Below are 18,293 nucleotides of genomic sequence, written 5' to 3' on the forward strand. Positions count from 1 at the left end.
GTCGAAGTAAAGAATTGGTATTATGTTTTGAGCATGCGCCATCCATCCTCAAAGCGTCTCGCGGTACCGACCGAGATCAAGCCGCTGATCGATAAAATCCGGGTTCGCCTGAACCCCGATTCTATCTGGCTGTTCGGCAGCCGAGCACGGGGCGACAATCGGCCCGATAGCGACTGGGATATTCTCGTTGCGTTGCCGGATGATGCTAGGCCGGAACTCCTGGACCCGCTCATTGGTTGGGAAATCCAGCACGAAATCGGAATTCCAGCGACTATCCTGTCCACTACATCGAGCGCTTTGGCGGCAAGTTGGGATTCGCGAAATACGATCGCGTATGACGTTGCTCGGGACGGGCGTCGATTGGATGTCTGACCAGTGGACCATCGCCAGCGCTCTTCGATTGGCGAATGGTTGTATCAGGGATGCACGCACTCTGGCTGCATCAGGGTCTCGCAACGCCGCCTATCTCAGCCAACAGGCGATCGAGCAGATAATCCGGGCGCTGGCGACCTCGGAGGCAATTCACATCGAACGTCACGATGCACATCAGCTGGACAAGATTGTAAGGCGATTTCCGGACGATCACGCCGAGAAAACGGCGTTGAAGTCACTCGTTTGGCTGGAGGCGTATGCGACCACTTTCAGATATACGTTGCCTTCAGGCCAGATACCTCGTGCGCCTGACAAGGCAAAGCTTCAGGAAGCCATAGGCGGTATCTCGAGCCTTATCGCGCGGGTCGCGGAGCACTTCAGGGTCGATCTTGACGATGAATCAAAGCCAGCCGAGAACGGGACGCCTATGCGCAGATCCAGCCAGCAATGACATTCGCTAAGGCCTGTTGCTCGCGAAGAAATCAGGGAAATCCTCCATCGCCGCGGCGATGATGCGCAACGATGCCGCTATCTGCAGCAATTCGCCGGCGCCGTTTCGTTGGGCGATGCTCGCCGCATATTGGCGGGCGACGGCGACGGTCGACGTCCGCGGATCGCCGGGGGCGCGGAAGAGGAGTTCGCGCGCCAGCCCCCGCAGGAAGTTCGTGATCGAAAGCGCGGTCTCGGATGGGATGGCATGGCTTTGGCTTGCTCCGCGCAGCCGCAGGATCTCCAGGCCGACGGTGACGGCGGCGACGCCACCGCCCAGGACCGCATCGCCCTTGCTGCCGGCGTTCTGCACCAGCGGCATCAGTTGATTGATGCGGTCATAGGCGAGGCTCTCGAAGGCCGAGCGCCTCGGCACCCGCTCATGCAGGCAAAGCCGCGCCAAATCCTCGCGCATGGCGCGCACGATGCGGTTGGCCGCAAGCCACGGATCGGCGGGCAGCACGACGATGAAGACGCCGATCGCCAGCAGAATGCCGACCAGGATCGACGCCGAGCCGGCGAAGAAGGGCACGGGATCATAGGTCATCGCCTGATGCGGACTGAGGAAGGCGAGGAAGTTGATAGCGAAGGCCGTCGCCACGCCGACATAGCGTGGATTGGCCATCGCCAGCGCCGTGGGCACCAGGATCGGCACGACAAACAGCATGAACCAGCCGAAGCCGGGCAAAGCGGGCAACGCGATCTGACCGACAAGAAAGGCAAAGGGCAAAGCGAGCAGTGTTCCCTTGAAGAAGCCCCAGGCGACTTGCACGGGGTCGGGGCGGGCAGCAAACAGGCTCGATACGACGGCAACGAGAATGACCGTGCCGGCCGCTTCCGACCATTTCGTCGTCAGCCAGAAGGCCGCGACCAGCAAGGTGGCAAGGGCAGCGCGGATAGCGTTGCGCGATGCGCCGGAGTAATCGCGATGCACGACCAGCGCAGGCTGCCGGCTGCCCCGGATCGGGCGCGTGGCAGGCGTGCGCAAGGCGTCAAGACCGCGCAGCACCTGCTTGAACGCCTCGGCGAAATCGGCGGCGATGGTGAGGCGTGTGATGGTGCCGACCCTGTCGTCACCCTGGTCGGTCGAGGCATCGGGCATTTGCCGGGCCTTGGCCGTGATGGCATCGAGCCGCGCTACCCAGGGCGCGGTGTCGTCCAGCGCGCCGGGCTTTGTCGACAGCTCGCCGACCAGCGACTGCAATTCCGAGCGCACCGGAATGAGTGCGGCGTTCCTGGGGGCGGCGTGCGAATGCAAAGCACGGGCCGCCGAGAGGGCCGAGAGCAGCTGTCCGATGGTACGCCGGACCGGATGGGCGCGCGGCGCGAAGCTCGGTGCTTCGAGCCTGGCATAGGCGCGCATCTCGCCGAGCGTCTGGGTGTCGGCGACCAGCTTTCGGTGCAGGCCGGACAGCGTTGCAGGATCGCCGCCGGAGAACGCACCGGCCGCGTAAGTCGCAAGATCGAGAATGCAGCGCTTCAGGCGCGAGACGATGGCGTTGCTGGCCAGTCTTGGCAGGATCAGCCGGCTTGTCAGGCCGGCGCAGACGATGCCGAGCACGATCTCGGCACAGCGCGCGACCGCGAGGTCGACGACGAGATGCGGCTGTCCGAAGGCGGGCAGGCCGATAATCATCGCGGTATAGCCGGCAAGGGCGGCACCATAGGCTTCGGGATTGCGCAGCAGTGACGAGACGAAGGTGCAGATGCCGATCCAGACGGCAAGCACCGTCACCAGCGCCCACGGGCCGGTGCCGAACACCGTGGTGATGCCGATCGCCGCGACACCGCCTACCAGCGTGCCGAGCAACCGGTAGAAGCCTTTCGCCAGCACCATGCCGGCAACCGGCTGGGCGACGATGAACACCGTCATCATGGCCCATTGCGGATGGTCGAGCTTCAGCGCGTAGGCGGCCAGCAGCGCGATCAGCCCGGCCGAAACGGTGCGCAGGGCGAAAATCCAGTCCGAGCGCGTCGGTTGCGTCAACCCCGCCAAACTCGTCTCGAAATAACCCTTCAGCCGCGCCGAGATCACATGCCGGTCTCCGTATCAGAAGCGCAAGCTAGAGCAATTCCAGGAAAAGTGTGATACGGTTTTCCCGGGAAAAGCGCATAGCGCTTTCCCTTGGGAATTGCGTCAAAACAAGGAGATAGACCGGCTGGCGGCTAGATATCCAGCACTTCCGTCTCGGCGAATTCGGCGCGTTCCTGGATGAAGCGGAAGCGAGCTTCCGGCTTGGTGCCCATCAACGCATCGACAGCGTCCTTGGTCGCTGCTTCGGCGTCGATCACATCGATCCGAAGCAGCGTGCGCTTCCTCGGATCCATGGTGGTTTCCTTGAGCTGGGCGGCCATCATCTCGCCCAGACCTTTGAAACGGCCAAGCTCCACCTTGCCGCGCCCAGTGAATTCGGTGCGCAGGAGCTCTTCCTTGTGCGCGTCGTCACGGGCATAGGCGACCTTGCCACCTTGCCGGATAGAGTAAAGCGGCGGCACCGCGAGATAAAGGTGGCCGCCACGCACCAGCGCCGGCATCTCCTGGTAGAAGAAGGTGATCAGCAACGAAGCGATGTGGGCGCCGTCGACGTCGGCGTCGGTCATGATGATGACGCGGTCGTAGCGCAAATCCTCGTCGCGGTATTTCGACCGCGTGCCGCAGCCGAGCGCCTGGATCAGGTCCGAGATCTGCTGGTTGCCGGCGAGCTTGTCGTTGCCGGCGCTGGCGACGTTGAGGATCTTGCCGCGCAATGGCAACACAGCCTGGCTGGCGCGGTCGCGCGCCTGCTTGGCCGAGCCACCCGCCGAGTCACCTTCGACGATGAAGAGTTCCGCACCGGCTGCGGCATTCTGCGTGCAGTCGGCGAGCTTGCCGGGCAGCCGCAGCTTGCGTACCGCGCTTTTGCGCGACACTTCCTTTTCCTGGCGGCGGCGCACCCGTTCGTCGGCGCGTGCGATCACCCATTCGAGCAGCTTCGACGCTTCCTGCGGATTGTCGGCCAGCCAATGGTCGAATGGGTCGCGGATCGCGGTCTCGACGATGCGGATCGCCTCGATCGTCGCCAGCCTGTCCTTGGTCTGGCCGACGAATTCCGGCTCGCGGATGAACACTGACAGCATGCCCGCCGCCGAGATCATGACGTCTTCCGAGGTGACGATGGAGGCGCGCTTGTTGCCGACGAGATCGGCATAGGCGCGCAGGCCCCGCGTCAGCACATTGCGGAAGCCGGCCTCGTGGGTGCCGCCTTCGCCGGTCGGAATGGTGTTGCAGTAGGAATTGATGAAGCCGTCGCCGCCGAACCAGGTCACCGCCCATTCGAGCGCTCCATGGCCGCCTTGTTTCTCGCTCTTGCCGGCGAAGATTTCGCGCGTCACCTGGAACTCGTCGCCGAGCGACGCCTTGAGATAGTCCTTCAGGCCGCCGGGAAAGTGGAATTCCGCCTTGGCCGGCGTCTGGTCCTTCTCCTTGATCAGCGACGGGTCGCAGGTCCAGCGGATTTCGACGCCGCCGAACAGATAGGCCTTCGAGCGGGTCATGCGGTAGAGCCGCGCCGGCTCGAACGCCGCGCCCTTGCCGAAAATCTGCTCGTCGGGGTGGAAGCGGGTTTTTGTGCCGCGCCGGTTGTGGACCTCGCCCAAATGCTCCAGGCCGGTCACGGGAACGCCGCGCGAAAAGCGCTGGCGATAGAGTTGGCGGCCGCGCGCGACCTCGACCTCGAGATGGTCCGACAGCGCGTTGACCACGGACACGCCGACGCCATGCAGGCCGCCCGATGTCTCGTAGACCTTGGAGTCGAACTTGCCGCCCGAATGCAGAGTCGTCATGATGACTTCGAGCGCTGGCTTCTTGAACTTCGGATGCAGGTCGACCGGGATGCCGCGGCCATTATCGGTGACGGTGAGATAGCCGTCGGCCGAGAGCTCGACATCGATGAAGGTGGCATGGCCGGCCACCGCTTCGTCCATCGAATTGTCGATGACCTCGGCGAACAGATGGTGCATCGCCTTGTCGTCGGTGCCGCCGATATACATGCCTGGCCGGCGCCGCACCGGCTCCAGCCCTTCCAGCACCTCGATGTCGGCGGCGCTATAGCCCTCGCTGCCATCCTTTGTCGCGGCAGGACGCTTCGTGGCCTGCACCAGCGGATCCGCCGGACGTGCCGGTGTGCGAACCGGCTGCGGCTGCTTGTCCATATTGCCGAAGAGATCGTTGTTGTCGTCCATGCCTGCCATAGGGTCCGGTGCTGCGAATCACCTCGCGATACTGCCACGCTTTTCAGCGCCAAGCGACCGAGGTTCCTGTTCCGTTCGGGGATCCGGCCCCTCTTACCCCAAAACCATTCGATAACCAAGCAGGCGGAAATAGATCCAATACCGCCACACAAGATTCCTAATTCTTTAACAATGCCGCCTAGCCTGAGCCCAACAAAACAAGAAACTGCGGGCATCAGGGGTTTCGGCGTGAGGGGCAAGGCCATATCGATGATCGGCATCGCCGCCGTTTTTGGCGCGATCTCGATCTTCGCCGCGGATTTCTGGGTCAAGAGCCAGGCCAAGGCCGATTCCGAGGAGAAGACGTCGTCGATCCCGGCACCTGTTGTGCCCGGGGTGGAGTTCAAGACCATTGTGGTGGCCAATGCGCCGCTGCGTTATGGCATGGAACTCGACCGGGTGCAGCTCAGAGAAATCCCGTGGTCGCAAGAGTCCGTGCCGCAGGGTGCCTTCACCACCATCAATGCGTTGCTCGCCGATGGCAGTCGCGTGGTGCTGTCGCCGATCGAGGTCAACGAACCGGTGCTGCTGACCAAGCTGTCCGGACCAAATGGCCGCGCCACGCTTTCCAACATGATGACGCCAGGAATGCGGGCGGTGACTATCCGAACCGATGAGATCGCCGGGGTTGGCGGCTTCATCACGCCGGGCGACAGGGTTGATGTCGTGCTGACACGCGATGCCGGCGAAATCCAGGAAGTGGCCAAGAACGCTCAGGGCGCTGCCGGTTCCACCATCACCTCCGAGATCGTTGCCGCCGACGCCAAGGTGCTGAGCGTCGGGCAGGGGGCCGACGAGCGCCAGACGACGCCGCAGATTTCCAATTCCGTGACCATCGAGGTGACGACCGACGGCGCGCAGAAGGTGGCGCTGGCCCGCACCGTCGGCACCTTGTCCTTGTCGCTTCGGTCCTCCAGCGAGGGCGGCGACGGCAAGAATGGCGTCACCACCATCTCTTCCTTCGGTGGATCGGTAGCCTCGAATGTGCAGGGCGCTGCCGGTTCGCTGTTCGATGCCGTGGTGAAAGAGCCGGAAAAACCGAAGTTCAAGACCGTCATCGTGACGCGCGGCACAAAGGCCGAGGAATACCAGGTTCCTTCGCGGGACCAGAAATAGAAGCCAGTGGGGACTGGGTGAGGGACGGGACAATGCTGGGGCTGATCATATATCGGGTCATGGGGCGGTTGCGCGTTTTGCGCACTGCGGCTGTCGCGGCTTCGGTGGCTGCCGCCGCGATGCTGGCCTTCGGCGCCTCGGCAAGGGCCGACAACGACATCGTTTATGTGTCGTCGACCAAGAACGCGTCGATCAAGGTTGCCAAGGGCAAGCCGAAGACGATCATGACCAGTGCCGCCTTCTACCAGATCGTCATCGGCGATCCGGAGATCGCCAACGTCAATCCGCTGACCGACAAATCCTTCTATGTGCTCGGCAACAATCTCGGCACCACCGGTATTGCGCTGTTCGACGAGAAGAAGCAGCTTGTCGGCACCGTCGACATCGAGGTGACACTCGACACCGACCAGTTGGCCAGCACCATTCGAGCCAGCGTGCCGGATGCCAGGATCAAGGTCGGCTCGGCCAATGGCCGTGTCGTGCTGTCGGGCGAGGCGGATGACGCGGTCGCCGCCGAAAAGGCAAACAAGATCGCGACGCGCTTTTCCGGCACCGAGGAGGTGATCAACTCCGTCAATATCTCGTCATCGCAGCAGGTCCAGCTCAACGTCCGTTTCGTCGAAATCAACCGGCAGGCGGGCCAGGATCTCGGCGCCAAGTACGCCGCCAATTTTGCCTACGGCATCGGCGGCCGAGATGTAACGATCGATCCGGGTTCGGTGCCGGCCGCCGGCACCGGCGAGATTATCGGCCGGCTTTTGTCGAATGGTGTGTCGATCGATATCGCCATCAAGGCGCTGGAAGAGCGCGGCCTGGCGCGGCGGCTGGCCGAGCCGAACCTGATCGCCCGGTCCGGCCAGACGGCGAGCTTCCTCGCCGGCGGCGAATTCCCGATCCCGGTCTCCGAGGACAACGGCAAGATCTCGGTCAGCTACAAGAAATACGGCGTCAGCCTGGATTTCACGCCGACCGTCCTGAAGGACGGGCTGGTCAGCCTGGACATCGCGCCGGAAGTCTCCTCGATCGACGCTTCGGCCTCCTACAATATTGGCACCATCTCGGTTCCCGGCTTCATTGTGCGCCGTGCCAGGACGTCGGTCGACCTGAAGAACGGCCAGAGCTTCATGATCGCCGGATTGCTGCAGTCGCAAAACGACATCACCACGTCGCGCATTCCCGGTCTCGGCAAGATGCCGGTGCTTGGGGCACTGTTCTCCTCGAAATCCTATCAGCGGCGCGAGACCGACCTGGTCATCATCGTCACCCCCTATCTGGTCAAGCCGGTCGATCCGTCGAAGAAGCTCGTCGAGCCGACCGACGGCACGCAGCCGGCCAGCAGCGCCGACTATTTTCTCAACAATACCGAGGAAGTGAAGACATCCGACGCCAACCGCGCGCTGGCAATGGCCGACGGCAGCGTTGCTCAGCCGGCCGCCGTCACCACGGTCGGGCATTTCCTCGACCTGCCGAAGGACTGAAGCCATGCGTCTGGTCTTGAGATCGAGTATCGCCTTGCTGCTGGCCAGCCTTGCCGCCGGCTGCACCAGCGACGACTACGCGCGCAGCGAGGGGCCGACGACCGGCGCAGGTGAGGCGCAGGCCGCCAACACCGTCATGCAAATGGTCGATCCCTGGAAATATGGGGTCCAGAACACCAGACTTCTGGTGCCCGCCCAGAGAGGCAGCGCGGCGGCGGTCCCCCCCGATCAGGCGGCCGGTGCGAAAGCGTCGCAGTCCACCACGAGCAACTGATTCAACGGGCAACTGGTCAACGGGCGACCTGACAGGCTGAGAGAATGGCAAACGGCATCAAGACCAGGAAGATCCTGCTCGTATCGACCGACAGGACCTTCGTGCAGGACACGCGGACCGCGTTCGCGGCCTCCGAGATCATTCAGCTTTCGACAGTGGAGAAGAATGTCGTCGAGCTGCGCGGCGAGATCCAGGAAGCCGACTTCGGTGCGATCATCGTCGACATGGATGCGGCAAGGCTGGAGGAGGTCGAGTCGCTGCAGCGCATCATGCGCCGGCTGGAGGATAAGGTGCCGGTCGTCGTCGTCACGCAGGAGTTCAACGCCGCCGCGGTGCGCATTCTGGTGCAGCTCAAGGTCGCGGATTTCCTGGTCAAGCCGATCACTACCGCCGATCTCGTGCGCTCCGTGGTGCGTGCGCTGCAGGGCCCCGGGCGCGAGGAAAACACCGAGTCGCAGATCTACACCTTCATGCCGGCAGCAGGCGGCGTCGGCACCACGACGCTGGCGCTACAAACCGCCTTCCAGCTGCATCATTCGGTGACGCGCGGCGCGTCGACTTGCGTGGTCGACCTCAATTTCCAGCAAGGCGCCTGTGCCGAATATCTCGACCTCGAACCGCGCTTCGACATCACCGAGATCGAGAACCAGCCCGAGCGCCTCGACCGGCAACTGCTGGATGTGATGCTGTCCAAGCATGCGAGCGGGCTCTGCGTGCTGGCTGCCCCCACGCGTCCATCGGAAATGCGCTCGTTCAAGACCGATGTCGTGGTGCGCATGCTCGATCTCGTCTCGGCCTATTTCGACAATGTCGTCATCGACATGCCGCGCACCTGGTTTCCATGGACGGAGACCGTGCTGCTCGGTTCCAACAAGCTCTACATCGTCGCCGAGATGACGGTGCCGTGCCTGCGCCATACGCAGCGGCTGATCCAGGCGGTCTACGAGACCGCCGGCAAGGAAGTGAAGCCGAACGTCATCGTCAATCGCTTCGAACAGAAGATGTTCGACAACGGCATCAAGCAGGCGGACGTCCAGGAAATCCTCGGCGAGCATTTCGTCGGTGGCATCGCCAACAACTACCGGCTGGTGCGCGAGGCGGTCGATCGCGGCGTGCCGTTGCACGAGATCGATCCGAACGCCAATGTCATCAACGATTTGAAGAAGATCATCCTGCCGGAGGAGGCGATCCCAACCCGAGCGAAATCGCGCTCGCTGTTTGGCATGGGCCGTGGATTGTTGAAGAGGAAGGCCGGATGACCAGCCGCTTTTCCACCCTGCAGAACCGCGACGCGCGTCCGCAGCGCGCGACTGAGCCGATGCCGGTCGCCCATCATGCTGTTGTCATTCCGACGAACCGAAAGGCTTTGCCGGCCAAGCCAGACGCAGCGCCAGCAAAGAATGCCAACAAGGTGCTTGATGCGCGCGTGCGTATCCATCGGCTGCTGCTCGAGGAGATCAATCTTGTCGCGCTGGAGCGTTTGCCCAAGGATGAGATGCGCAGGCAAGTGCATGATTTCGTGTCGGAAAAGACCAAACAGGAGCGCATGGCGATCAACACCGTCGAGCTTGACGCGCTGGTTGACGACATCGTCGACGAGATGGTCGGTCTCGGTCCGCTCGAGCCGCTGCTCAAGGACCCCGACATCAACGACATCCTGATCAACGGCCACCTGAACTGCTTTGTCGAAAAGAGGGGCAAGCTGCAGCCGGTCCACATTCCATTCAAGGACGAGGCGCATCTCTTGCGCATCGTGAACAAGATCGTTGCCGCGGTCGGGCGCCGCGTCGACGAATCGCAGCCGATGGTCGATGCGCGCATGCTGGACGGCTCGCGTTTCAACGCGGCCATCCGCCCGGTGGCGGTCGACGGACCGCTGGTGTCGATCCGCAAATTCTCCAAGAACAAGCTCGGCCTGCACAAGCTGGTCGAATTCGGTGCCATCACACAGAACATGGCCGAGGTGCTGGCGGCGGCCGTGCATGCCCGCAAGACGACGATCATTTCGGGCGGCACCGGCACCGGCAAGACGACCATGCTCAATGCCCTGTCGGCCTTCATTCCGGAAGATGAGCGCCTGATCACCATCGAGGACGCGGCCGAGCTCCAGCTGCAGCAACCGCATGTCGCGCGCATGGAGACGCGCCCCGCCAACATCGAAGGCCATGGCGAGCTGAAGCAGCGCGACCTGGTCAAGAACGCGCTGCGCATGCGTCCCGACCGCGTCATCCTCGGCGAGTGCCGCGGCGAGGAGGCCTTCGACATGCTGCAGGCGATGAACACCGGCCACGAAGGCTCGATGGCGACTATCCATGCCAATACGCCGCGCGACGCCATTTCGCGGCTTGAGCAGATGCTTGGCATGACCGGCATGCCGATGACGGTGCAGTCGATCCGCAGCCAGATCGCCAGCGCGCTCGACCTCATCGTCCAGCTGACGCGCCTGTCCGACGGCAAGCGCAAGGTGACCAGTGTCGCCGAGGTGACGGGCATGGAAGGCGACGTCATCCAGATGCAGGAGATCTTCCGCTTCGTGCGCACCGGCATGGAGGCAGACGGCAAGATCCTCGGCCACTATGAGGCGACTGGCATCCGGCCGCGATTCCTCGAGGATCTGCGCGCCATGGGCATCGAGTTCCCCGGACGATATTTCGAACCCGGCCGGCCGCAGGAGTAGCCAAGTGTTCGACGAACTCAGCGCGATTTATGTCGTCTATGCCGCGGCGGCGCTGACCGGCATCCTGATCGCCGAGGCCTGCTACCTGCTTTATGCAGGCCGCAGCGACAAGCGCACCGCCATCAACCGGCGCATGAAGCTGCAGGAAAACAAGATCAGCCAGGAGCAGGTGCTTGTGCAACTGCGCAAGGAGCGCGGCCTTGACGCGGGCACGCCGCTGTTTTCGCCGGACCGGTTCCGCGCTCTGCGAACCCAGTCGGGCATGATCATGCCGCTGTCGAAATTCCTGATGATCACCTGCGGCGTGGCGATGGCCATGGCCTTGGTCGCCATCTGGTACGGCTTGCCGCCGCTGATGGGGCTTGTCCTGTTCGTGGTGCTTGTGCCGGTGCTGCCGGTGCTGACGTTGCGTTTCAAGCGCAAGCGCCGGGTGAAGCGGTTCGGCATGCAATTGCCGGAAGCATTGGAACTGATCACGCGCGGCCTGAAGGCTGGCCATCCGGTGCCGGTGGCGATCGCCATGGTGGCGCGCGAGATGCCCGACCCGATCGGCACCGAATTCGGCGTCATCGCAGACGAAGTGTCCTACGGTTCCGATCTGGTTTCGGCATTGAACTCGCTGTTCGACCGGGTCGGCCAGGAGGATCTGCCGCTGTTCGTCACCGCCGTCTCGATCCAGACCAGTTCGGGCGGCAATCTGCGCGAGATCCTAGACGGCCTGGCGACGACGATCCGCGAGCGTGGCAAGCTACGCCGCAAGGTGCGCGCCATTGCGACAGAAGGCCGAATGTCGGCCTACATCCTGACGGCGGTCCCGGTGTTGCTGTTTACCGCCATCATGGCGCTGATGCCGGGATTCTACCGCGACGTCTGGGACGAGCCAAAGACATGGTACCTGATGGGTGGCTCGATCACCTGGCTGATGCTGGGCAATTGGATGATGTTCAAGATGTCGAATTTCAAGTTCTGACATGCAGGGCTTCATCGAATTCCTCGCCTCGCTCGCGCCGACCTCGTTGATGCCGGTGGCCATCCTGCTGCTGGCCGCGGGCGCTGCCGCCGTTGCCTGGCCGATGATGGCGGCGAAGGGCGATCGCAACGAGGTCAAGCGCCGGCTCAAGGTCGATGACGGTCCCGTGGCCGCGAAATCCGAACCTGCGCAGAAGAAGAATACCGGCGTCGTGCGCGAGAAGGCGGTGAAGAGGGCACAGGAATTCTACGCCAAGAGCGATCCGGAAAATGTCGCCCGGCTGCGCATGAAGCTCATCCAGGCGGGATATATGGAGCCGCGCGCTGTCGGCACATTCTTCCTGATCCGGTTCACCGCTATGATCGGCACGGCAATCGGCGTCTTTGTGCTCAACCGCTGGATGGCCAGCCCGGACGCGACGATGGCCAGCCGCTGGACATTCGTCATCCTGTCAGGAGCGGCCGGCTATTTCCTGCCCGGCCTGGTGCTGAGCCAGAAAGTGCGGGAACGCAGGCGTGAGTACCGCAACGGCTTTCCCGATTTCATGGACCTGATGATCGTCTGCTCGGATGCCGGCATGAGCATGGAGGCCGGCATCGAGCGCGTCTCCAGGGAACTCGCCAAGACCTACCCCGCGCTCAGCCAGAACCTGCAGCTGGTGTCGCTGGAGCTGAGGGCCGGTCGCAGCCTTGACGATGCGCTGAAGGCACTCGCCGATCGCCTCAGCCTGGACGAGGTGCGTTCCTTCGCCACGCTGCTGCAACAGTCCAAGGAACTCGGCACCAGCCTGTCGGGCGCGCTGCGCGTGTTTTCCGACGACATGCGCCACAAGCGCATGTCGCTGGCCGAGGAAAAGGCGCACGCCTTGCCGGCCAAGATGTCGGTGCCGGTGGTGGTATGCATCCTGCCGGTGGTGTTGATGATCGCGGCCATTCCAGTCATCGTCAAAATGACGGCGCATTAGCAGCGCCCACGAAAGTCCTAGTAAGGGGCTGACAACCCGTTATTCTGCCCGAACTCGGCCCTGCGACGTGAGAACCCCATGCGAATGCTGTTGCGCACTCTCTTTCTCTTCGTCGGCCTTACCACGGCCAGTTCGCCGCCCGCATGGGCTGCGGCCGACGACTGCGGCGATGCTTCCGCCTTGGTGCGGCAGGCCTATCCCAAGGCTCAAAAGAGCGCCGACGGCGGCTCGTACACGCTCGAACCCCATATCAGCATCGCCCTGACGCGTCCGGATAGCGACACGCCATTTGGCCTGGTCTGCAAGATCTGGCCCGCCCATGACGACCTGCTGTTGGTCGCGGTGCCGCTGATCGACAGCGCCCAGTCCCGCGACGACGGGCATGTCGGCGATATCGAGCTTCTGGTCGTCGACAGGAACAGCCTGCAGGTGCGCCAGCGCCTGCTCCAGCCCGGGCTGATAACCGACGATGCCATCGCCATCCGCAAGATCGAATTCGATACCGGCCGCTATAGACTGGCGTTCGATGTCAGCGCCTTCGGCCTGCGCATCGAAATGGCAAGCCATTCGCAGCCCAACCCCTTCAGGGAAACCGACCTGCGGCTCTATGCGCTCGCCGGCGATGCCTTGCGCGTGGTGCTCGACGGCTTCGTCGTGGCCGGCTTTGGCGGCGAAGGCGATACCAATTGCGCGGGATCCTTTGAGTCGAGCCAGGTCAGCCTGGCTATGAACCCGGCAAGCCACCGTGGCTATCACGACATCACCGTGGCCGAGCGGGCGGATACGGACAATCCGTCCGTCGACGAGAATGGCGAGTGCCAGTCTCATCCCGGCAAGTCCGTGAAGCGCACCTACCGGCTGCGCGATGACGGCAGTCGATACCAGTTTCCCGAGGGGCTCAAAGCCTTGGAGCCGTGAAAGCCTTCGTGGTTAATGGCTGGTGTGCCCGAAACCAAATTTTAGCGGCGTTTCGGCACCGAAGTTTAATCGCCGCTAATGTAGCGTGTTTCCTTGAGAACGACCCGGCAAATCGGGCGATGAGGCAGGGGCATGCGTCACAATAACTTCACGGCAATGGCCGCTATGGCGGCCGTCTTGATGATGTCTGGCTGCACGACGGGCGGCGTCGACACCACCAAGACCACCGCGATCCAACCGGCGGCAAAGAACATCGACACCTCCGATCTGGCGCAAGGCAAGGCGCAGTTTCGCGACGCCAATTACGGCCTCGCCGAAAAGCACTTCCGCAAGGCCGTCGAGTTGAAGGCGGACAATGCCGAGGCCTGGATGGGGCTCGCCGCTTCCTATGATGAGCTCGGCCGTTTCGACTTCGCCGACCGCGCCTACGGCCAGCTTTTGAAAGTCGCCGGCCGCAAGCCTCAGATCGTCAACAACATGGGCTATTCGCAACTGCTGCGCGGCAATCGCAAGAAGGCCAAGGCGTTGCTGCTCGAGGCGAAGGCGGGCATGGTCGATCCCACCGTCGTCAACGCCAACCTCGCCTTGCTGAACAAGGGCTGATCTGGCCGTTGCGTCCTGGGTCCGGTTTCGGGACACAGGGCATCGACGCTTTGTAAACCCTATCGGCAGGTTGCGTCGAAAGATCGGCTGAAAACTCGTATCTGACGGCTGCCGCTGACCTAGAATGCAGCGCAACCCGCCGACGCTGGAGAGGCCTTCGCCCGATATGCTGGACTTCAGTTCGCTCCTGCTCGCAGCCGCGCTGTCGGGCATCTGCCTTAGCGTCACCATGTTTGCGATCTGGTTCACCGCGCCCAAGGCGGGCTTCGTCCTGACGGCGGCGTGCGGCATTCTGATGCTCGTCGCGCATGTGATCCTGTTCTGGCGATGCACCAAGGATCCCGATCCGCTGCTTTGCCAGATCGTGCTTGCGCTGCTCACTCTGGGGTTCCTGATCCTCTGCGTGTCAGCCATGCAATATCTGGGCGTGCCCGGCTACAGACGTGCCGTTGCACCGTCGCTTGCCGCCATTGCTGTCTGTGCCGTGGTGACGTTCCTGGGCCTTGACGGCGTCGGCTTCATCGTCACCTACATCACGGTGACGGCGCTGCTGTCGGCGATCGGCGCCATGTTCTGGATCAACGGCGGTCACGATCGCCGCATCCTGCTTGTGGTTTCGTTTCTGAGCGGCACCTGCGCGGTGTCGTTCGCGCTTTGTGGCGCGGTTCTGCTGACCAAGGGGCAATGGACGCTGGCGGTCGCGCCAGACAATTGGGCAGAACGATTGAATTCCGTCGTGGCGGTGGCCTGCATGACCGGACTCGGCGCCTTGACGCTCTCCCTCCACCATCTGCAGGCACAGATCGAGCTGAAGGCCGAGACCATGACCGACCCGCTAACGGGTTTGTTGAACCGCCGGGCGTTGACGTCGCTCTACGGCGAGCGGAGTTTCGGTCCGTTCATGTCCGTCGTCATGTTCGACCTCGATCATTTCAAGCGGACGAACGATGTCTATGGTCACCCGGTCGGGGACCAGGTTTTGTGCCGCTTCGCCGCGGTGATCAAGAAATATGCCAGGACGGGTGTCGACGCCTTTCGCCTGGGCGGCGAGGAATTCGCCGTCGTCATGTCGCGAATGACGGAAGAGAAGGCCCATGATCTCGCCAGCAAGATCTGTGTGGCCTTCGGCACCGAGATCGTCGCCACCCAACTCGGCAAGTTGCGCAGCACGGTCAGCGGCGGCCTCGGCTTTGGCGAGGCCGACGGGAGCAGCCTCGATAAGGTGCTGACCGAGGCCGATACGGCGCTCTACGCCGCCAAGCACGCCGGTCGAAATTGCGTCGTCAGCCGCAACCGGATGGGCGAGGCCGATCCGATCAAGCCGGCCTTGCGCTCAGCGTAGTCTGAGGGCTATTCCGCCGCGCCCAGATAGTCCGACAGGGGCGGGCACGAGCAGACCAGGTTGCGGTCGCCGGCGACATTGTCGATGCGTGAGACAGGTGGCCAGTACTTGGCTGCCGTGTCGGCGTCGCCGGCGGGATAGGCCGCCTCCAGGCGCGAGTAGGGATGGGTCCACTGGCCGGCCAGCACCTCGGCGGCGGTGTGCGGCGCGTTGACCAGCGGATTGTCGGCCAAAGGCCATTCGCCCCTGGCGACTTTCGCCGCCTCGCCTGATATGGCGATCATAGCCTCGCAGAAGCGGTCGAGCTCGCGCTTGGGCTCGGACTCGGTCGGCTCGACCATCAGCGTGCCGGCGACCGGGAAGGACATTGTCGGCGCGTGGAAGCCGTAGTCGATCAGGCGTTTGGCGACGTCGTCGACGCTGATGCCGGCGCTGTCCTTGAGCACGCGGGTGTCGAGGATGCATTCATGCGCGATGCGATCGTGCCTACCCTTGTAGAGAAGTGGGAAGTGCGGCGCGAGCCGTGTCGCCACGTAGTTGGCCGAGATGATGGCGGTCTCGGTCGCTTGCTTCAGGCCGGAGGCGCCCATCATGCGAATGTACATCCAGGTGATCGGCAGGATGGAAGCGCTGCCGAACGGCGCGGCCGACACGGCATGCGCCGAACCCTCGGTGACATGTCCCGGCAGATAGGGCTCCAGATGCGCCTTGACGCCGATCGGGCCGATGCCCGGGCCACCGCCGCCATGAGGGATGCAGAAAGTCTTGTGCAGGTTCATATGACAGACGTCGGCGCCGATATCGGCGGGCCGCGCCAAGGCGACCAGGGCGTTGAGGTTGGCACCATCGAAATAGACCTGGCCGCCATGCTCGTGGATAAGGGCGCAGAGGTGGCGTGCACCTTCCTCGTAGACGCCATGCGTCGAGGGGTAGGTGAACATCAGCGCCGCGAGATTCTTGGAATGCTCGTTGGCCTTGGCCCTCATATCGTCCATGTCGATATTGCCGTCCTCCAGGCAGCGCACGACGACAACGCTCATGCCGGCCATCGCCGCGCTCGCCGGATTGGTGCCATGCGCGGAGGAAGGAATCAGGCAGACGGTGCGATGGCCTTCGCCGCGCGAGCGATGATAGGCGCGGATTGCGAGCAGGCCGGCATACTCGCCCTGGCTGCCGGCATTGGGCTGCAGGCTAACGGCGTCGAAGCCGGTGATCTCCGACAGCCATCCTTCCAGTTCGTCGATCATGGCGCGATAGCCGGCCGAATGGCTTGCCGGCGCGAAGGGATGCAAATTGGCGATTTCAGGCCAGCTTACCGGCATCATTTCCGCCGCCGCGTTGAGCTTCATGGTGCAGGATCCGAGCGGGATCATGGCGCGGTCCAGCGCCAGGTCCTTGTCGGCCAGCCGGCGCAGGAAGCGCATCATCTCGGTTTCCGACTTGTTTTCGTGGAAAACAGGCTGGGTCAGAAACTCCTTGCCGCGCGGCTTGCCGGGCACCGTGCTGCCGGTTGAGGAACCCGCCTTGGCGCCGAACAGGGCCGCGATCGCCTCGAGATCGACATCGGTCGAGGTTTCGTCGAAGCTGATGCCGACATGATCGGCATCGATGACGCGCAGCAGCCGGCCGGTCTTTTCAGCCGCGGTGGCGATCTGCGCCGCCTTGCCCTTGGTCTCCACCGTCACCGTGTCGAAACGGCTGGCGCCGATCACCGACACGCCTGCCGCTTCGAGGCCGTTTGCCAGACGATTGGCCAGCGCGTGGATACGCCCGGCAATCCCCTGCAGCCCGGCGGGGCCGTGCCAGATGGCATAGGCGGTCGCCATGTTGGCAAGCAGCGCCTGCGCGGTGCAGATGTTGGATGTCGCCTTGTCACGGCGGATATGCTGCTCGCGTGTCTGCAAGGCAAGCCGGTAGCCGGGCCGGCCTTTGCTATCGGTGGATTGGCCGACCAGGCGGCCGGGCATCAGCCGCGTCAGTCTGTCGGAGACGGCGCAATAGGCGGCGTGCGGCCCGCCAAAGCCCATCGGCACGCCAAAACGCTGCATCGGGCCGACGGCAATGTCGGCGCCAAGTTTGGCCGGCGCGTCGGTCAGCGTCAGACCGAGCGGGTCGGCGATGAAGACGACGATGGCACCGGTCACCCGGGCCTTTTCGATAGCTGCCTTGTGATCGCCATAGACGCCAAACGTATCCGGCCAGGAGACGAGCAGGGCGGCGGTGTTGTCGTCGATCGTGTCGCCATTGATCTCGATGCCGAGCGGCTCGGCGCGGGTGCGCACCACGTCCAGCGTCTGCGGATGCGGCGTGCCGGCAAATGCGATCTTGGTGCGCTTGTCGCGGTGGTGGCGCAAGGCGATGCCGACGGCTTCGGCGACCGCGGTCGCTTCATCGAGCAAGGAGGCCGATGCCACCGGCAGGCCGGTCAGTTCAGTGACCAGCGTCTGGAAGTTGAACAGCATCTCGAGCCTGCCCTGGCTGATCTCGGCCTGATAGGGCGTGTAGGCCGTATACCAGGCCGGATTCTCGAACAGGTTGCGCTGGATCACCGGCGGCACATGGACGCCGTGATAGCCGGCGCCGATGAAGCTCTTCAGCACCGTATTCTTGGCCATGGTCGCCGACAATTCGGCCAGCGCCTCCGCTTCGCTGGCCGGCGCGGGCAGGGTCAGCGGCGAGTCAAGGCGGATCGACTGCGGCACTGCCTGACTGATCAGCGTCTCGACGGACGGAACGCCGATCACGGCAAGCATGGCTCTGACATCGTTGACATCAGGACCGATATGGCGGGCCGAGAAGGGAGTGAGTGCTGCGGTCATGT

Annotated in this window: 15 protein-coding genes; 12 read left to right on the plus strand and 3 right to left on the minus strand. The window is 63.4% G+C overall.

The window, feature by feature from the left end:
• The first annotated feature begins 33 nt into the window (after positions 1–33).
• Both NKG99_RS27550 and NKG99_RS27555 read left to right on the plus strand, forming a co-directional pair.
• Positions 34–372 carry a nucleotidyltransferase domain-containing protein gene (locus NKG99_RS27550; protein ID WP_352872168.1) on the plus strand — a complete coding sequence of 113 codons (339 nt, stop codon included), beginning with the start codon at positions 34–36 and terminating at the stop codon, positions 370–372.
• Positions 365–823: a HEPN domain-containing protein gene (locus tag NKG99_RS27555; protein ID WP_352872169.1), complete on the plus strand. Its 459-nt coding sequence runs from the start codon at positions 365–367 to the stop codon at positions 821–823. The genes NKG99_RS27550 and NKG99_RS27555 overlap by 8 nt, the downstream gene beginning before the upstream one ends.
• Positions 824–829: 6 nt before the next feature.
• Here the strand turns inward: NKG99_RS27555 and NKG99_RS27560 are convergent, their stop codons facing one another.
• Together NKG99_RS27560 and parE are read right to left on the minus strand one after the other, a co-directional pair.
• Positions 830–2,896 carry an FUSC family protein gene (locus NKG99_RS27560; RefSeq protein WP_352872171.1) on the minus strand — a complete coding sequence of 689 codons (2,067 nt, stop codon included), beginning with the start codon at positions 2,894–2,896 and terminating at the stop codon, positions 830–832.
• A 131-nt stretch (positions 2,897–3,027) separates the two neighbouring features.
• Positions 3,028–5,082, minus strand: coding sequence for a DNA topoisomerase IV subunit B (gene parE, locus NKG99_RS27565; protein ID WP_352872172.1), 2,055 nt, complete (start codon positions 5,080–5,082; stop codon positions 3,028–3,030).
• Positions 5,083–5,319: 237 nt separating this feature from the next.
• Here parE and cpaB point away from each other — a divergent pair, with 237 nt between their 5' ends.
• From cpaB to NKG99_RS27615, 10 genes are all read left to right on the plus strand, one after another.
• Complete coding sequence (cpaB, locus tag NKG99_RS27570; RefSeq protein WP_352872173.1) at positions 5,320–6,246, plus strand: Flp pilus assembly protein CpaB; 927 nt, start codon at positions 5,320–5,322, stop codon at positions 6,244–6,246.
• Between the two features lie 32 nt (positions 6,247–6,278).
• Positions 6,279–7,724: a type II and III secretion system protein family protein gene (locus tag NKG99_RS27575; protein ID WP_352872175.1), complete on the plus strand. Its 1,446-nt coding sequence runs from the start codon at positions 6,279–6,281 to the stop codon at positions 7,722–7,724.
• Between the two features lie 4 nt (positions 7,725–7,728).
• Positions 7,729–7,998: a hypothetical protein gene (locus NKG99_RS27580; RefSeq protein ID WP_352872176.1), complete on the plus strand. Its 270-nt coding sequence runs from the start codon at positions 7,729–7,731 to the stop codon at positions 7,996–7,998.
• Between the two features lie 44 nt (positions 7,999–8,042).
• A complete protein-coding gene (locus tag NKG99_RS27585; RefSeq protein WP_352872177.1) occupies positions 8,043–9,257 on the plus strand; it encodes a CpaE/TadZ family protein in 1,215 nt (404 codons plus the stop codon).
• On the plus strand, positions 9,254–10,675 hold the full coding sequence (locus tag NKG99_RS27590; RefSeq protein WP_352872178.1) for a TadA family conjugal transfer-associated ATPase: 1,422 nt from the start codon (positions 9,254–9,256) through the stop codon (positions 10,673–10,675). Before NKG99_RS27585 ends, NKG99_RS27590 begins: the two co-directional genes overlap by 4 nt.
• A 4-nt stretch (positions 10,676–10,679) precedes the next feature.
• On the plus strand, positions 10,680–11,645 hold the full coding sequence (locus NKG99_RS27595) for a type II secretion system F family protein (protein ID WP_352872180.1): 966 nt from the start codon (positions 10,680–10,682) through the stop codon (positions 11,643–11,645).
• 1 nt (position 11,646) lies between these two features.
• Positions 11,647–12,609, plus strand: coding sequence for a type II secretion system F family protein (locus NKG99_RS27600; protein WP_352872181.1), 963 nt, complete (start codon positions 11,647–11,649; stop codon positions 12,607–12,609).
• Between the two features lie 78 nt (positions 12,610–12,687).
• Positions 12,688–13,527: a PA3715 family protein gene (locus NKG99_RS27605; protein WP_352872182.1), complete on the plus strand. Its 840-nt coding sequence runs from the start codon at positions 12,688–12,690 to the stop codon at positions 13,525–13,527.
• Positions 13,528–13,659: 132 nt separating this feature from the next.
• Positions 13,660–14,130 carry a hypothetical protein gene (locus NKG99_RS27610; protein WP_352872183.1) on the plus strand — a complete coding sequence of 157 codons (471 nt, stop codon included), beginning with the start codon at positions 13,660–13,662 and terminating at the stop codon, positions 14,128–14,130.
• 166 nt (positions 14,131–14,296) lie between these two features.
• A complete protein-coding gene (locus NKG99_RS27615; RefSeq protein WP_352872184.1) occupies positions 14,297–15,472 on the plus strand; it encodes a GGDEF domain-containing protein in 1,176 nt (391 codons plus the stop codon).
• A gap of 8 nt (positions 15,473–15,480) precedes the next feature.
• Here NKG99_RS27615 and gcvP read toward each other — a convergent pair whose 3' ends face one another.
• A complete protein-coding gene (gcvP, locus tag NKG99_RS27620) occupies positions 15,481–18,291 on the minus strand; it encodes an aminomethyl-transferring glycine dehydrogenase (protein WP_352872185.1) in 2,811 nt (936 codons plus the stop codon).
• Positions 18,292–18,293: the final 2 nt, after the last annotated feature.

The sequence above is a fragment of the Mesorhizobium sp. M1409 genome (assembly GCF_040317535.1).
In the GTDB taxonomy this organism is placed as follows: domain Bacteria; phylum Pseudomonadota; class Alphaproteobacteria; order Rhizobiales; family Rhizobiaceae; genus Mesorhizobium.

Bases quoted from the DNA above. Each gene is read 5' to 3' on its own strand.
- NKG99_RS27550 (WP_352872168.1), top strand. From the start codon at position 34: ATGCGCCATCCATCCTCAAAGCGTCTCGCGGTACCGACCGAGATCAAG.
- NKG99_RS27555 (WP_352872169.1), top strand. From the start codon at position 365: ATGTCTGACCAGTGGACCATCGCCAGCGCTCTTCGATTGGCGAATGGT.
- parE (WP_352872172.1), bottom strand. From the start codon at position 5,082: ATGGACGACAACAACGATCTCTTCGGCAATATGGACAAGCAGCCGCAG.
- NKG99_RS27575 (WP_352872175.1), top strand. From the start codon at position 6,279: ATGCTGGGGCTGATCATATATCGGGTCATGGGGCGGTTGCGCGTTTTG.
- NKG99_RS27580 (WP_352872176.1), top strand. From the start codon at position 7,729: ATGCGTCTGGTCTTGAGATCGAGTATCGCCTTGCTGCTGGCCAGCCTT.
- NKG99_RS27585 (WP_352872177.1), top strand. From the start codon at position 8,043: ATGGCAAACGGCATCAAGACCAGGAAGATCCTGCTCGTATCGACCGAC.
- NKG99_RS27590 (WP_352872178.1), top strand. From the start codon at position 9,254: ATGACCAGCCGCTTTTCCACCCTGCAGAACCGCGACGCGCGTCCGCAG.
- NKG99_RS27600 (WP_352872181.1), top strand. From the start codon at position 11,647: ATGCAGGGCTTCATCGAATTCCTCGCCTCGCTCGCGCCGACCTCGTTG.
- NKG99_RS27605 (WP_352872182.1), top strand. From the start codon at position 12,688: ATGCGAATGCTGTTGCGCACTCTCTTTCTCTTCGTCGGCCTTACCACG.
- NKG99_RS27610 (WP_352872183.1), top strand. From the start codon at position 13,660: ATGCGTCACAATAACTTCACGGCAATGGCCGCTATGGCGGCCGTCTTG.
- NKG99_RS27615 (WP_352872184.1), top strand. From the start codon at position 14,297: ATGCTGGACTTCAGTTCGCTCCTGCTCGCAGCCGCGCTGTCGGGCATC.
- gcvP (WP_352872185.1), bottom strand. From the start codon at position 18,291: ATGACCGCAGCACTCACTCCCTTCTCGGCCCGCCATATCGGTCCTGAT.